Consider the following 14,594-nt stretch of genomic DNA (forward strand, 5'->3'; position numbering starts at 1 on the left):
AGTGAGTACTCACTCATTTTTAAAAAGGGGGAATAAAACGTGCAGCAACCTTCCATTATTTTGCGGACTGTGTCAAAAAGTTTTGGGAAAAAAGAAGTGTTACACAATCTTTCATTGCAAGTTGAAAAAGCAGAGATATTTGGTTTAGTTGGGCCTTCTGGTTCAGGGAAAACGACTCTTATTAAAATGATTGCAGGTATTAATGAGGCAACTAAAGGTGAAGTGTTTGTTTACAACACGAACATGCCTAATTTAAATGAAATGAAAAAAATTGGTTATATGGCTCAGGCTGATGCGTTATATGAAGAACTATCAGCATATGAAAATGCAGATTTTATTGCAACGATGTATGGATTAAAGGGAAAGCATAAAAAAGAAAGAATTGAAGAGGTTTTTGACCTTGTTCAATTATCACAACATATGAGAAAGCAAGTACAGCATTTTTCAGGTGGGATGAAGAAGCGTTTATCATTAGCGATAGCACTCCTTCATGAACCTGAAATATTAATTTTAGATGAGCCAACAGTGGGGATAGATCCGCTTCTTAGAAAAACGATTTGGGAAAAATTTTATGATCTTAAAAAGAAAGGCACTACCATTATTGTAACAACGCATATTATGGATGAAGCTGAATTTTGTGAGCGTCTAGGCTTGATTAGAGAAGGAAAGCTAGTTGCGACTGGAACGCCTGAAGAATTGAAAAAGCGGGTATCATCAGGACGGATTGAAGATGTCTTTTTGTTGGAAGAGGTGGCCCTTTCATGAGAGTTACTGGTGTAATCATTCGTATTATTCGCCAATTTTTTCGAGATAAGCGTTCGTTAGCCATGATGTTTGGAGCACCTATGTTATTACTTTGGTTATTGTCGCTAGTGTTTACACAAAAAGACTATATACCGCATATTGCTGTTGTTGATATACCTGCTCAGGTAGTAAAAGTAATGGGAAATCAGGAAGCGACAATTTATGAATATAGTAAAGAAAAGGCAATCTCTGTGTTGGAGAAACAAAAGGTAGATGCGGTAATTTATTTAGAGAATGGGAAAATGCATCTTTTATTAGAAGGAAGTGATTCATCAAAAAATCGTGCTGTACTTCAAGTTTTACAAAAGAGTACAGAAAAGAATGATGTATCGATTATGAAACCTGAAGTGAATTATTTACATGGCACTAAAGATCTTACAATGTTTGATGGGTTAGGACCCGTGTTGATTGGTTTTTTTACATTTTTCTTTGTGTTTATATTATCTGGAGTTTCTTTTGTAAGAGAACGTTTAAGTGGTACATTAGAGAGGTTATTGTCCACTCCAGTGAGAAGATGGGAAATAGTTGTAGGATATATTATCGGTTTTGGAATCTTTGCATTTATACAATCCGTTATAATCGTAAGTTTTTCAGTTTATATTTTAGACTTATATGTAGCTGGCTCTATATGGCTAACGCTACTTATTACATGTATGCTTTCTTTAACTGCATTAACTTTAGGGACGTTTTTATCGGCATACGCAAATAATGAATTTCAAATGATCCAGTTTATACCGCTTGTTATTGTGCCACAAATTTTCTTTTCTGGTTTGTTTCCAATTGAATCTATGAATAAGTGGCTCCAAATGTTGGGAAAATTATTTCCGCTCACATATGGCGCTGACGCAATGAGACAAGTGATGATTCGAAATCAAGGATTTACAGAAATTGCATTAAATCTTACTGTATTACTACTTTTTTCTTTGTTATTTGCAATAGGAAATGTATTTGCATTAAAGAAACATCGAAAAATATAATGATGATACAAAGGAGCATAATAAATGAAGAAGGATTGGCTAGAAGAATTAATAGCCGCAACAAATACGGATAAACGAAATGAACGTCAAATGCGTATATTAGAGGCGGCTGTTGATATGTTTGGTGAAAAAGGATATGCTGCTACTTCAACAAGTGAAATTGCAAAGCGTGCTGGTGTAGCGGAAGGAACAATCTTCCGCTACTATAAAACGAAAAAGGATTTATTGTTAGCGGTCGTCATGCCGACATTAACAAAGTTTGCTGCACCATTTTTCGTACAAGCCTTCGCAAAGGAAATATTTAAATCGGAATATGAATCGTATGAAGGGCTACTAAGAGTTGTTATTCATAATCGTTTTGAATTTGCAAAAAAGCACTTTCCAATGATAAAAATATTAATTCAAGAAGTGCCATTTCAACCGGAACTGAAAAATGAAATACAACATTTAGTAGAAACAGAGTTACTTTCACATTTTAAAAAGTTGATTGTAAAGTTTCAAGAAGAAGGGGAAATTATTGAAATGCCTCCATCTTCTGTATTACGTCTTACTTTATCAGCTGTATTAGGATTACTATTAACACGTTTTTTATTATTGCCTGAAGAAAAATGGGATGATGAATTGGAAATTGAAAATACGATTCAATTTATATTGTACGGATTAACGCCACGGAGGTAATGTGATGCGCCAATTTGTAAAACCGAATATTGTTGTTAGTAAATGTTTAGAATTTGATGCATGTCGTTATAATGCAGAGATGATTCCAGATGTAACAATACGAAATTTGCAGCCATTTGTTACATTTATCCCAGTTTGTCCAGAAGTAGAAATTGGTTTAGGAATTCCTCGAGAAACGATACGAATGATAGAAGAAAATGGTGTGAATAGACTTGTACAACCGTCGACGCGGGAAGATGTAACTGGAGAAATGGAGCAATTTTCAAATGTCTTTTTACAAACGATATCTGATGTAGATGGCTTTATATTAAAGAATCGTTCGCCAAGTTGTGGCACGCGTGATGTGAAAATTTATTCTGGTTTTGAAAAAGCGCCAGCAAAAGGAAAGGGATCTGGCTTATTTGGCGGAGCAGTAATAAAAAAATTTCCACATCTTCCAATTGAAGAAGAAGGTAGATTGTCGAATTTTATTATTAGAGAACATTTCTTTACAAGGTTATTTACAATCGCATATTACAAAATGATTAAATATAATAAAAATATGAAAGACCTTGTATCGTTTCAGTCGGACAATAAATATTTATTTATGGCATATAATCAGGTAAAACAAAAGGAATTAGGGCGCATTATTGCAAATCAAAAAAATGAAACGATTGAAGTTGTATTTGAAAACTATGAGAAGACTTTATATGAATTATTGAAGCGTACACCCCGCTATACATCGAATATAAATGTATGTGAGCATATTTTTGGATATTTTAAAACAAAGTTAAAAAAACAAGAAAAAGATCATTTTTTCGATTTGATACAAAAGTATATAGAAAAGAAAATCCCGCTTAGTAACCTACTTGCAATTTTAAAATCATGGGCCCTCCGATTTGATGAAAAGTATTTATTAAGACAGACATATTTCGAACCATACCCTGATGCTTTAGTAGAGATTTCAGATTCGGGAAAAGGTAGAGATTATTAAACAATAAATTACATAATTCGACAAGAAAACTCCTATGTTGTTGTAGAACAATGTAGGAATTTTTTTGTGCATTAGTACAGAATCTGTTTTAAAATTAAGTTATGACAGAATTATAGCAATTATCTAACTAATATTCTTGTCTTTAAGTAGTAACGATTGTAGTAGAAACTCGCACGCTGTCGAAACTCAATATTCGATAAGGGGTGTGTAGCGGAATGGAATTTACTCTAACTCGCGAAAAACAAATGATTAAAGAAATGGTACGTGACTTTGCTGAAAAGGAAATCGCACCGAAAGCTGTGTATTATGACAAAACTGCGGAATTTCCATATGAAACATTTCAAAAAATGGGCGAACTAGGATTATTAGGTATCCCATTCCCTGAAGAGTATGGAGGTTCAGGTGGCGATACTGTATCGTACGCGTTAGCAGTTGAAGAAATTGGTCGTGCTTGTGGTGGGACGGGATTAAGTTATGCTGCAACAATTTCATTAGGTGCTTCTCCAATTTATTATTTCGGTACAGAAGAACAAAAACAGAAATATTTAGTTCCAATGGCGTCAGGTAAAACGTTAGGTGCTTTCGGATTAACTGAGCCGAACGCTGGATCTGATGCAGGTGGTACACAAACGAAAGCTGTATTAGATGGTGATGAATATGTAATTAGTGGTGAAAAGTGTTGGATTACAAATGCAGAGTATGCAAATACAATTATTGTAACCGCTGTCAACGGCGTTGAAGACAATGGTAGAAAACGTATTTCGGCATTTATTGTACCGACTACAAGTGAAGGATTAACGATCACAAGTCCTTACGATAAAATGGGTGTTCGTGCTTCTAATACATGTGAAATCGTACTTGATGGTGTACGTGTACCGAAAGAAAATATTCTTGGTGATGTAAATAAAGGATTTAAACAATTCTTATATACACTTGATGGAGGACGTATTTCAATCGCAGCATTAGCAGTAGGTATTGCACAATCTGCATTTGAACGTGCACTGCAATATGCGAAAGAACGTCAACAATTCGGAAAGTCAATCTCTAATTTCCAAGCGATTCAATTTAAATTAGCTGATATGGCGACTGAAGTAGAGCTAGCGCGTAATTTAGTACATAAAGCAGCTTGGTTAAAAGATAACGATAAACCTTTCGGTAAAGAAGCGGCTATGGCAAAACTTTTCGCATCTGAAGCAGCAAGCCGTATTGCAAATCATGCAGTGCAAATTCACGGTGGATATGGCTATATGCGTGAATATGAAGTGGAACGACATATTCGTGATGCAAAACTATTAGAAATTGGTGAAGGAACTTCTGAAATTCAACGTCTCGTAATTGCTAGACATTTAGGATGTAGATAAAAGGGAGGAATCACTATGTTTCAAAAAATATTAATTGCTAATCGCGGGGAAATCGCAGTTCGTATTATGAAAACTTGTCAAAAACTTGGCATTCGCACTGTTGCTATTTATTCTGAGGCAGATGAAAATGCCCTTCATGTGAAAATGGCAAATGAAGCTTACTTAGTAGGTGGACCGCGTGTCCAAGAAAGCTATTTAAACCTTGAAAAAATTATTGAAATAGCTAAGAAGACAAATGCTGAAGCAATCCATCCGGGATATGGATTATTATCAGAGAATCCGTCTTTTCCGGTTCGCTGTAGAGAAGAAGGGATTGTATTTATTGGTCCATCAGAAGAAATCATTACGAAGATGGGAAGTAAAATCGAATCTCGTATTGCAATGCAAGCTGCAGATGTCCCAGTAGTTCCAGGTATTACTACAAATATTGAAACTGCTGAAGAAGCAATTGAAATTGCAAAACAAATTGGTTATCCATTAATGCTGAAGGCATCCGCAGGCGGCGGAGGCATTGGAATGCAGTTGATGGAAACTGAGCAAACGCTCACCAAAGCATTTGAAAGTAACAAAACAAGAGCGCAAAACTTCTTCGGTAACGGAGAAATGTATTTAGAGCGCTATATTGCAGATGCACACCATATTGAAATTCAGCTTTTAGCAGATACACATGGTAACACAGTGTATTTATGGGAGCGTGAATGTTCAGTACAACGCCGAAATCAGAAAGTGATTGAAGAAGCACCTTCACCATTTTTAGATGAAGGTACACGAAAAGCGATGGGGGAAGTCGCTGTACAAGCTGCCAAAGCTCTTGGATATACAAATGCTGGTACAGTTGAGTTTCTAGTTGATGATCAGAAAAATTTCTATTTCTTAGAGATGAATACGAGATTACAAGTAGAGCATCCAGTTACAGAAGAAATTACTGGTTTAGATCTTGTAGAACAACAACTTCTAATTGCATGTGGTGAGAAGTTATCGTTTACACAAGATGATGTAAAACGTAGTGGTCATGCCATCGAGGCGCGTATTTATGCAGAAGATCCGAAAACTTTCTTCCCATCACCTGGGAAAATTACAAATTTAACGCTTCCAACAAATGTTCGTATTGATCACTTTTTAGAGAATCAAGTAACGATTACACCTTTCTATGATCCAATGATTGCGAAAGTCATTGCTCATGGTGAAACTCGTGAAGAAGCAATTTCAAAATTACATGATGCTTTAGGAGAATTAAAAGTAGAAGGTATTAAAACGAACACGCCAATGCTAATTCAAGTACTGGAAGATGATGTGTTCAAAAGTGGTATTTATACAACTGGTTTTGTAACGAAACAGCTTGTTAAAAAATAAGGTTTAACAATATTAAGGGGGAAAAAATGATGACGAAAGTATATGCATCGATGGCAGGAAATGTATGGAAGATTGTTGTAGGAGTAGGAGATACAGTAGAGGAAGAGCAGGATGTCGTCATTTTGGAATCTATGAAAATGGAAATTCCAATCATTTCAGAAGAAGCTGGCACAGTTATGAAAATTAATGTGCAAGAAGGCGACTTTGTAAATGAAGGAGATGTATTACTAGAAATTGAATAGGGAGATATAGGGGGAAGCGAATTGAAACTACCTAATTTTGCTGTCATTAAAGAAGTAGGGCCACGTGATGGCTTACAAAATGAAAAAAAGATTGTTGGCACAAAAGATAAAGTAAAATGGATTCAACTACTTACAGAGGCGGGATTATCGTACGTTGAAGTTTCCTCATTCGTTCACCCTAAATGGGTTCCTGCATTAGCAGATGCAAATGATGTGTTTTCTGAGCTGAAAAGGGATCCGAATGTTACATATGCAGCGCTTGTTCCAAATCAAAATGGTTTGGAACGAGCTTTTTTGCAAAATGTAGATGAGGTGAATGTTTTTTTATCGGCAAGTGAATCTCATAATAAAAGTAATATTAATAAATCAATTAAAGAAGCATTAGTTGTCATTGAAGATATAACAAAGCAGGCAACGTTCGAAGGTAAAAAGGTAAGAGGCTATGTTTCTACTGTATTTGGTTGTCCTTATGAAGGGGACATAAGTGTCGAAGCGGTTGACGAATTATGTAATCAACTATTCTCATATGGCATTTATGAAGTCTCTCTTGGTGACACGATCGGTGTAGCGAATCCGTTACAAGTAGAGCGCGTATTAGAACATTTATTAAAGAAATATGATGCTTCTCAGTTTGCAATGCACTTCCATAATACGTATGGAATGGCTTTGGCAAATGTAGTTAAGTCATTAGAATATGGTATTACAACATTTGATAGTTCTTGTGGCGGTCTTGGGGGATGTCCATATGCACCAGGAGCATCAGGCAATGTTGCAACCGATGACTTAGTACATATGCTCCATAAGTTAGGTGTCCAAACGAATATTGATGAAGAGAAGTTATTGAGAGCAAGTCAATTTATTCAAAGTAAATTAAATATCCAATTACCGAGTCATGTGTATAGAGCGCTTCAACATAAAACGATAAGTAGGTGAGAAGATGCTACAATTACAAAATATTTCAGTTGATTATGTAACACCACACGTTGTAAAGATTTCATTATATCGTGAAAGACAAGCAAACTCATTATCTTTAGCGTTATTAGAAGAGTTACAAAACATATTAACTCAAATAAATGAAGAGTCAAATACTCGTGTAGTTATTCTAACAGGTGCTGGTGAAAAAGCATTTTGTGCTGGAGCTGATTTAAAAGAACGTGCCGGCATGAATGAGGAACAAGTTCGTCATGCTGTTAGTATGATTCGTTCTACTATGGAAATGGTTGAACAATTACCACAGCCAGTTATTGCTGCTATAAATGGGATCGCACTTGGTGGTGGTACAGAATTAAGTTTAGCTTGTGATTTTAGAATTGCTTCAGACACTGCAAGTCTTGGTCTCACTGAAACTACACTTGCAATTATACCTGGAGCAGGTGGTACGCAGCGTTTGCCAAGATTAATTGGTGTTGGTAGAGCGAAAGAATTAATTTATACAGGCAGACGCATTTCGGCGCAAGAAGCGGAAGAATATGGTCTAGTAGAATTCGTTGTACCAGCTCATTTACTTGAAGAGAAAGCGATTGAAATGGCAGAAAGAATTGCTAGTAATGGTCCAATTGCTGTTCGATTAGCAAAAGAAGCAATTTCAAACGGTATTCAAGTTGATTTACATACCGGATTACAAATGGAAAAACAAGCGTATGAGGGTGTAATCCATACGAAAGATAGAATAGAAGGATTACAGGCATTCAAGGAAAAACGCACACCAATGTATAAGGGGGAGTAAATATGTTAGATCAAAAACAAGAATCGAATACATTTGAAGGACGAGTTGAAACGATTAAACAAGGCGGCGCACCAAAATATCATGAACAAAATAAAGAAAAAGGAAAACTATTCGTTCGAGATCGTTTAGCTCTTTTATTTGATAATGGTGAATATGTAGAAGATGCATTATTTGCAAATTGTGAGCAAACGGGATTACCTGCTGATGGTGTTATTACGGCAACAGGTAAAATACATGGTCGCACTGCATGCGTAATGGCAAATGATTCAACAGTAAAGGCTGGTTCATGGGGCGCACGTACAGTTGAAAAGATTTTACGTATTCAAGAAACAGCAGAAAAATTACGTGTTCCGTTATTCTATTTAGTTGATTCTGCTGGAGCGCGTATCACTGATCAAGTAGAAATGTTCCCTGGGCGCCGTGGTGCAGGAAGAATCTTCTATAATCAAGTGAAATTATCAGGTAAAGTTCCGCAAGTGTGTTTATTATTTGGACCTTCGGCAGCTGGTGGCGCATATATTCCAGCCTTTTGTGACGTTGTAATGATGGTAGAAGGAAATGCATCTATGTATTTAGGATCTCCTCGTATGGCTGAGATGGTTATTGGTGAGAAAGTAACTTTAGAAGAGATGGGCGGAGCTCGTATGCATTGCTCAGTATCAGGATGCGGAGATGTTTTATGTAAGACCGAAGAAGATGCGATTACACAAGCAAGACAATACATTTCATATTTCCCAAACAACTACTTAGAGAAGACTCCATTGGTTACACCTCAAGAACCGAAACAATTCGAAAAAACGTTAGAACAAATCATTCCAGAAAATCAAAATGCTCCTTTCAATATGAAAGATCTCATTAACAGAATTATTGATGAAGGTTCTTTCTATGAAGTAAAAAAATTATTTGCTCAAGAACTAATTACAGGCTTAGCACGTATTGATGGTAAGCCAGTTGGTATTATTGCAAATCAACCGCGTATGAAAGGCGGCGTATTATTCCACGATTCAGCTGATAAAGCAGCGAAGTTTATTAATTTATGCGATGCATATCATATTCCATTATTATTCCTTGCAGATGTACCTGGATTTATGATTGGTACAAAAGTAGAGCGTGCTGGTATTATTCGCCACGGTGCAAAAATGATTTCTGCAATGAGTGAAGCAACTGTACCGAAAATTTCTATCGTTGTTCGTAAAGCATATGGTGCTGGTTTATATGCAATGGCAGGTCCAGCTTTTGAACCAGATTGTTGTCTTGCATTACCGACAGCTTCTATTGCGGTAATGGGCCCAGAAGCTGCGGTCAATGCTGTATATGCAAATAAGATTGCAGCTTTACCAGAAGAAGAGCGTGCTAGCTTCATTGCTGAAAAACGTGAAGAGTATAAGAAGGATATTGATATTTACCATTTAGCATCAGAGATGGTCATCGATGGTATTGTTCATCCAAACAATTTAAGAGAAGAGTTAAAAGGACGATTCGAAATGTATATGAGTAAATATCAAGTATTTACGGATCGTAAACACCCTGTTTATCCAGTTTAAAAGCCCTATTTAGGGCTTTCTTGCTCAAAAAGTCAAGGAGGGGAAAACATTGAAACAAGCAGTTTGGTTTCCAACAGAAGAGTATAAAGAAAAAACGCGTTTATATGGTTGGATGAAATCATTGGGATATGAAGATTACGAAACGTTTTATAATAAGTCAATCGAAGAAACAGCTTGGTTTTGGGGAGAAGCTGAGAAAGCGGTAGGCTATCAATGGATGAAACCTTATACAGACGTGCTAGACCTAGAGAATGGTACGCCGTTTGCACAGTGGTATAATGGCGGAACATGTAACGTTGTAGAATCAGTTTTATCCCGCTGGCTTGCAGATGATGAAACAAGAAAACAACCAGCACTTCAGTACGAGGGAGAAAATGGAACCTCAAAATCATTTACATATGAAGAACTTGACAACTGGGTAAGCCGCGTTGCAAACGGTTTGAAACATGCAGGTATTGAAAAAGGCGACCGTGTAACAATTTATATGCCGATGATTCCAGAAACAGTTGTTGCTATGCTAGCTGTTATGAAAATCGGTGCAATTATTTCACCAATATTCTCAGGCTTTGCGTCTGATGCAGTCATGACACGTGTGCAAGCTGCAGGGTCAAAAATGATCATTACTGCAGATGGTTTTTCACGCCGAGGTAAAGTTGTTTCATTAAAAGACGAAGTAGATAAAGCTTGTGAACACTGTCCAACGGTTGAAAAAGTCGTTATCGTGCGTCATGCAGGAAATGATTTTACGCCGCATAATTATGATTTTTCATGGAGTACGTTAGAAAAAGAAAAACCGTTTGTACATGCTGAAGAAATGCATAGTGATGATCCATTAATGCTTATATATACTTCTGGAACAACTGGGAAACCGAAAGGAACAGTACATACACATGCTGGTTTTCCTTTAAAAGCCGCTTTTGATGCAGGATTTGGAATGAACATCAAACAAGGTGACCGTGTATTATGGGTAACTGATATGGGCTGGATGATGGGACCATTTTTACTATTCGGTTCTCTTATAAATGGGGCAACGATGGTTATGTACGAAGGTGTTCCAGATTTCCCGGAAGCAGATCGGTTATGGGAGACAGTTGATAAATATGAAATTACACATCTTGGTATATCACCAACATTAATTCGTGCGTTAATGGCAAAAGGTGATGAATATGTGAATAAACATTCGCTCAAGAGTTTAGAAGTATTTGCATCAACAGGTGAACCTTGGAATCCAGATCCTTGGATGTGGCTATTTGAAACAGTTGGAAAAAGTAATGTACCAATTTGTAACTATTCAGGAGGCACTGAAATTTCTGGTGGGATTTTCGGAAACGTCCTTATTAAACCAATTGCACCGATTAGTTTTAATGCATCTTTACCAGGAATGGCAGCGGTTGTGCTCGATGATCAAGGTAATCCAATTCGTGATGAAGTTGGAGAATTATGTTTAGAGAAGCCTTGGGTTGGTATGACGAAAAGCTTCTGGGAAGACGATGAGCGTTATGTGAACACATATTGGTCACGTTTTGAAAATAAATGGGTTCATGGTGACTGGGTGATTTATGATGGTGAGCAATATATTATTACAGGACGCTCAGATGATACGTTAAACATTGCTGGAAAACGTATTGGACCTGCTGAATATGAATCTATTCTTGTGAAGCATAATGATGTCATAGAAGCTGCCGCAATTGGTGTACCTGACGAAGTAAAAGGTGAAGTTTGTCATTGTTTTGTAGTACTAAGGGACAATGTAACATTCACAGGAGAGTTAAAGAAAGAATTAATGAGTTTAGTAAACTCTCATATTGGAAAAGCATTATGTCCAAAAGATATTCACGTTGTAGAAGATTTACCGAAAACACGTAATTCAAAAGTAATGCGACGCGTTATTAAAGCTGCTTACTTAGGAAAAGAATTAGGTGATTTATCATCACTTGTAAATCCTGAAGTAGTTCCGTTTATTCAGGGGTTACAGTCTAGTAAATTATAAAATTAGGAATGAGCTCTATTTAAATAGAGCTCATTTTTATTTTTATAAAAAGAAAAGAGGGAAGAAGTATATTTGGAGTAGAAAAATGATACTAGTATTATTACGTATGTCTATTCAATGGAGTAATTGAATTTTGTTAAGAATAATAATTTAGTGGAGCGAAAAGTAAAAAAATTGGAGATATCCCTTGGGAAACAGGGATTCGGATAGTGAATATGTTAATAATGTGTACGGGTTAAATATAAAAGTGTTATTTAAAATAGGAAAAGGGAAAAATTACGGTTACTTATTCTTAAGTTTTTCCCTTTAAAATTTACTAATTGTTCGTTGTTTTAAATACATCTGAAATTGGTAAATCCTCAACATGTAAAGATTCAGTACTGTCCTTTTTGTTTGAAACCTGTGCTTGCTGAGATGCTTCTTGCATTTGCTCTTGGTCCTTACTAGGAGTATTCAACGCATCCGATGACACATGATCAAGTTGTTGACTTAATAGATCTTTTTTATCCATGTTATGTAGCTCCTTTTTGAACTTAGATATAAAACGAAGTGTTTTTAAATAGTTACGTGGGTATTATGTATCTTTGAATGGAATTATATACATAAACTATATTTAGAATTTAACTAATAATAAAAATTACTTGTGATGACAAGTTTAAGAAATATAAAGATCATTAGTTTTTAATAAAAGCGTTATTTTAGTAGGTTGTTACGAAATCTCATTTGAAAGTGACATCCCAATGATAAAAAAGAGCACTGTAAATCAGTGCTCATCTTATTAGAAATTGCGTAGTCCTTAAAAATAAAACCATTACGGACAATTCACAATGGTAATCGTGACGCTAGCCATTGTTCCAGGAGAGTCAAGAAGTGAAGCAGTAACGGTTACTGTTCCAGGTCCATTAGCGGCTAGAAATACAGCGGTAAAGTTACCTGAAGCATTGGTAATGACAGCAAGAGGAACCATGAAAGCAAGAGAAGGGTTACTAAATGAAAAACTGACCACTACTCCAGGAGTAGGACTACCGTTTACTAATACTTGACCCGAAAAAAATAAAGTATTGTTTCCTTGAGTGGATACACATGCTGTGGTTTCGTTAGAAGTCAAGGTAATAGATGCAGGTCCAGCAGGAAGATTAAATCCGGTTGGTCCGGTTGGTCCGGTTGGTCCGGTTGGCCCAGTTGGTCCGGTTGGTCCGGTTGGTCCGGTTGGTCCGGTTGGTCCGGTTGGTCCGGTTGATCCAGTTGGTCCAGTAGAACCGGTGGGACCAGTTGGGAATTGAAAGGGTTGAGCAGGTGGAAGTGTAGGTCCGATAGAACCCGGATTAGGTACAGCAAAGGATAAAAACTCGTCCATTATTTATCACCTCTAAAAATCGTATTACTTATAGTAAATGTAATGACAGATCAAAGTGAAATGGACAAGCGGTAGTATTTTAACAAATTAAATAAAATAGTTATATGATAGAAAGAGAGATTAGTATGATTCCTTTAAAAATATAAAATTAAAAGGCGAGTATCATCAAATCGCCTTTTGGGTAATCAACGGTTACTCATAGTTAATGTATTAAGTAACTGAAAAGATAAATTGTTATGAGGCTAGGAATACCAATGGGTTTAGCGTTAGGTTTAGTTACACCAAATAAAAAATATAGGTAATTTATAGGCGGCTGGTTGAATCTTGGCGAAGAGCAATAGATTAAATATGATTCTTTTATGTGAAGTTCGATTAAAATGTACAGTAGATTCATCTATTGTAGGAAAACGTGGTGTTTCTAAAAGGAATAATTTACGTTTCTATGATTCACAAACTTGGCAGGATAAAGACGAATGTTTAGTACAATTGTTTGTTTTTTTCTTTCTATGTTTTTGCCTCATACACTTCGAAGCTAGTGGACATACTATATTAATAGAAATGATTAGGGGGTGAGGTATTGGGTTCTCGATTTAATAATTGTAAAAAGAAGTGTAATTGTAAACAGGATGATTGTTGGGATGTTTTCGAAGAGTGTAAAAAAGAACAGAATGAGAAATGTGATGACTCTTGTGTACAAGGAATTAGAGATGAGCTTAAGAAATTAGTTAATCAAACGGTACAAATTAACACAGAGGGACGTACTTATGTAGGTACAATTTCGTCTGTAAGTTGTGACGTCGTTAAGCTTGCAGCTATTCCTGGAGCAGTTGGGGTAATTATCTCGATTTGCAAAATTGAAGCAATTTTTCCTCCTGTTACAACTGTAACTGCTGGGTTTGATTTTAACGGTGTTGATGTAGCAAACAAAGCATAAGTATATTATTTTTCTGTAAAGCCATTCTTATGAATGGTTTTATTTTAATTGTGTATAAAAGGAGATTATATCCCTTTTATAGAAATAAATTTGAGGTTATAAAAATAGAAAACGTAAGGAGAATGGTAGTGGTCAAACTAGAGCCCTTTAAAAAAACTGATTTTAAGCAATTAATGAATTGGATAAACTCTGAACAATTTTTAATACAATGGTCGGGAAATGCATTTGCATATCCCCTAAATGAACAACAATTAGAAAATTATATAGAAAGCTCAAATACCCTTGCATTTAAAGTAATAGATGAAGATTCTAAGAAAGTAGTTGGTCATATTTCACTGGGGCAAATAGACAATATAAATAAATCTGCAAGGATTGGAAAAGTGCTAGTTGGTGATACGAAAATGAGAGGACGTTCTATAGGGAAACATATGATGAAAGCAGCACTACAAATTGCATTTGAAGAATTAAAACTACATAGAGTAACTCTCGGTGTTTATGATTTTAATACGTCGGCTATCTCATGTTATGAAAAAATAGGATTTGTAAAAGAAGGTTTATTAAGAGAGTCAAAAAAAGTAGGAGAAACATACTGGAATTTATGGGAAATGAGTATGCTAGAATATGAATGGAGCGATAAAAAATAATAGTAATCTGT

At 36.0% G+C, this 14,594-nt stretch carries 16 protein-coding genes and 2 pseudogenes; 16 read left to right on the top strand and 2 right to left on the bottom strand.

The window, feature by feature from the left end:
* The first annotated feature begins 39 nt into the window (after nucleotides 1-39).
* The 11 genes from MR115_RS00830 (at nucleotide 40) to MR115_RS00880 (ending at nucleotide 11,648) form a co-directional block, all read left to right on the top strand.
* Nucleotides 40-765 carry an ABC transporter ATP-binding protein gene (locus MR115_RS00830; protein ID WP_098596416.1) on the top strand — a complete coding sequence of 242 codons (726 nt, stop codon included), beginning with the start codon at nucleotides 40-42 and terminating at the stop codon, nucleotides 763-765.
* On the top strand, nucleotides 762-1,781 hold the full coding sequence (locus MR115_RS00835) for an ABC transporter permease (protein WP_242239306.1): 1,020 nt from the start codon (nucleotides 762-764) through the stop codon (nucleotides 1,779-1,781). Before MR115_RS00830 ends, MR115_RS00835 begins: the two co-directional genes overlap by 4 nt.
* A gap of 24 nt (nucleotides 1,782-1,805) precedes the next feature.
* Nucleotides 1,806-2,459: a TetR/AcrR family transcriptional regulator gene (locus tag MR115_RS00840; RefSeq protein ID WP_063261015.1), complete on the top strand. Its 654-nt coding sequence runs from the start codon at nucleotides 1,806-1,808 to the stop codon at nucleotides 2,457-2,459.
* A gap of 4 nt (nucleotides 2,460-2,463) precedes the next feature.
* Nucleotides 2,464-3,432: a YbgA family protein gene (locus tag MR115_RS00845; protein WP_242239308.1), complete on the top strand. Its 969-nt coding sequence runs from the start codon at nucleotides 2,464-2,466 to the stop codon at nucleotides 3,430-3,432.
* 215 nt (nucleotides 3,433-3,647) lie between these two features.
* On the top strand, nucleotides 3,648-4,793 hold the full coding sequence (locus MR115_RS00850; RefSeq protein WP_097819218.1) for an acyl-CoA dehydrogenase: 1,146 nt from the start codon (nucleotides 3,648-3,650) through the stop codon (nucleotides 4,791-4,793).
* A gap of 15 nt (nucleotides 4,794-4,808) precedes the next feature.
* Nucleotides 4,809-6,146: an acetyl-CoA carboxylase biotin carboxylase subunit gene (locus MR115_RS00855; protein ID WP_097819217.1), complete on the top strand. Its 1,338-nt coding sequence runs from the start codon at nucleotides 4,809-4,811 to the stop codon at nucleotides 6,144-6,146.
* 26 nt (nucleotides 6,147-6,172) lie between these two features.
* On the top strand, nucleotides 6,173-6,388 hold the full coding sequence (locus MR115_RS00860; RefSeq protein WP_001987345.1) for an acetyl-CoA carboxylase biotin carboxyl carrier protein subunit: 216 nt from the start codon (nucleotides 6,173-6,175) through the stop codon (nucleotides 6,386-6,388).
* A 21-nt stretch (nucleotides 6,389-6,409) separates the two neighbouring features.
* Nucleotides 6,410-7,321, top strand: a complete 912-nt coding sequence (mvaB, locus tag MR115_RS00865) for a hydroxymethylglutaryl-CoA lyase (RefSeq protein WP_061680408.1) — start codon at nucleotides 6,410-6,412, stop codon at nucleotides 7,319-7,321.
* 4 nt (nucleotides 7,322-7,325) lie between these two features.
* Nucleotides 7,326-8,114, top strand: a complete 789-nt coding sequence (locus MR115_RS00870) for an enoyl-CoA hydratase (protein ID WP_061680407.1) — start codon at nucleotides 7,326-7,328, stop codon at nucleotides 8,112-8,114.
* A gap of 2 nt (nucleotides 8,115-8,116) precedes the next feature.
* On the top strand, nucleotides 8,117-9,658 hold the full coding sequence (locus tag MR115_RS00875; protein WP_097819214.1) for an acyl-CoA carboxylase subunit beta: 1,542 nt from the start codon (nucleotides 8,117-8,119) through the stop codon (nucleotides 9,656-9,658).
* Nucleotides 9,659-9,707: 49 nt separating this feature from the next.
* The gene (locus MR115_RS00880; RefSeq protein WP_098324567.1) at nucleotides 9,708-11,648 is read left to right on the top strand and encodes an AMP-binding protein; all 1,941 of its coding nucleotides are present in this window, start codon (nucleotides 9,708-9,710) and stop codon (nucleotides 11,646-11,648) included.
* Between the two features lie 316 nt (nucleotides 11,649-11,964).
* On the opposite strand, the gene MR115_RS00885 is transcribed toward MR115_RS00880, so the two are convergent.
* Nucleotides 11,965-12,159 (bottom strand): hypothetical protein, encoded by a 195-nt coding sequence (locus tag MR115_RS00885; RefSeq protein ID WP_242239309.1) that lies wholly within the window; start codon nucleotides 12,157-12,159, stop codon nucleotides 11,965-11,967.
* A 316-nt stretch (nucleotides 12,160-12,475) separates the two neighbouring features.
* On the opposite strand from MR115_RS00885, the gene MR115_RS00890 reads away from it, so the two are divergent.
* Nucleotides 12,476-12,691, top strand: coding sequence for a hypothetical protein (locus tag MR115_RS00890; RefSeq protein WP_002085442.1), 216 nt, complete (start codon nucleotides 12,476-12,478; stop codon nucleotides 12,689-12,691).
* A 45-nt stretch (nucleotides 12,692-12,736) separates the two neighbouring features.
* Nucleotides 12,737-12,931, top strand: a complete 195-nt coding sequence (locus MR115_RS29985) for a hypothetical protein (RefSeq protein ID WP_304657873.1) — start codon at nucleotides 12,737-12,739, stop codon at nucleotides 12,929-12,931.
* Between the two features lie 17 nt (nucleotides 12,932-12,948).
* On the opposite strand, the pseudogene MR115_RS30190 reads toward MR115_RS29985, so the two are convergent.
* Nucleotides 12,949-13,005 (bottom strand): annotated as a pseudogene (locus MR115_RS30190) (exosporium leader peptide-containing protein); the annotation flags it as partial.
* Nucleotides 13,006-13,316: 311 nt separating this feature from the next.
* Between MR115_RS30190 and MR115_RS00900 the strand changes: the two are divergent.
* From MR115_RS00900 to MR115_RS00910, 3 genes and pseudogenes are all read left to right on the top strand, one after another.
* Nucleotides 13,317-13,476: pseudogene (locus MR115_RS00900) on the top strand (N-acetylmuramoyl-L-alanine amidase); the annotation flags it as partial.
* Nucleotides 13,477-13,582: 106 nt separating this feature from the next.
* Complete coding sequence (locus MR115_RS00905) at nucleotides 13,583-13,939, top strand: hypothetical protein (RefSeq protein ID WP_061680401.1); 357 nt, start codon at nucleotides 13,583-13,585, stop codon at nucleotides 13,937-13,939.
* Nucleotides 13,940-14,061: 122 nt separating this feature from the next.
* A complete protein-coding gene (locus MR115_RS00910; protein WP_255863901.1) occupies nucleotides 14,062-14,583 on the top strand; it encodes a GNAT family N-acetyltransferase in 522 nt (173 codons plus the stop codon).
* Nucleotides 14,584-14,594: the final 11 nt, after the last annotated feature.

Source organism: Bacillus cereus group sp. BfR-BA-01309 (genome assembly GCF_022664315.1).
Taxonomy (GTDB): Bacteria; Bacillota; Bacilli; order Bacillales; family Bacillaceae_G; genus Bacillus_A; species Bacillus_A mobilis.

Coding starts and splice junctions, on each gene's coding strand:
- MR115_RS00835 (WP_242239306.1), top strand. CDS start 762: ATGAGAGTTACTGGTGTAATCATTCGTATTATTCGCCAATTTTTTCGA.
- MR115_RS00840 (WP_063261015.1), top strand. CDS start 1,806: ATGAAGAAGGATTGGCTAGAAGAATTAATAGCCGCAACAAATACGGAT.
- MR115_RS00845 (WP_242239308.1), top strand. CDS start 2,464: ATGCGCCAATTTGTAAAACCGAATATTGTTGTTAGTAAATGTTTAGAA.
- MR115_RS00850 (WP_097819218.1), top strand. CDS start 3,648: ATGGAATTTACTCTAACTCGCGAAAAACAAATGATTAAAGAAATGGTA.
- MR115_RS00855 (WP_097819217.1), top strand. CDS start 4,809: ATGTTTCAAAAAATATTAATTGCTAATCGCGGGGAAATCGCAGTTCGT.
- MR115_RS00860 (WP_001987345.1), top strand. CDS start 6,173: ATGATGACGAAAGTATATGCATCGATGGCAGGAAATGTATGGAAGATT.
- MR115_RS00870 (WP_061680407.1), top strand. CDS start 7,326: ATGCTACAATTACAAAATATTTCAGTTGATTATGTAACACCACACGTT.
- MR115_RS00875 (WP_097819214.1), top strand. CDS start 8,117: ATGTTAGATCAAAAACAAGAATCGAATACATTTGAAGGACGAGTTGAA.
- MR115_RS00885 (WP_242239309.1), bottom strand. CDS start 12,159: ATGGATAAAAAAGATCTATTAAGTCAACAACTTGATCATGTGTCATCG.
- MR115_RS00890 (WP_002085442.1), top strand. CDS start 12,476: ATGGTAATCGTGACGCTAGCCATTGTTCCAGGAGAGTCAAGAAGTGAA.
- MR115_RS00910 (WP_255863901.1), top strand. CDS start 14,062: ATGGTAGTGGTCAAACTAGAGCCCTTTAAAAAAACTGATTTTAAGCAA.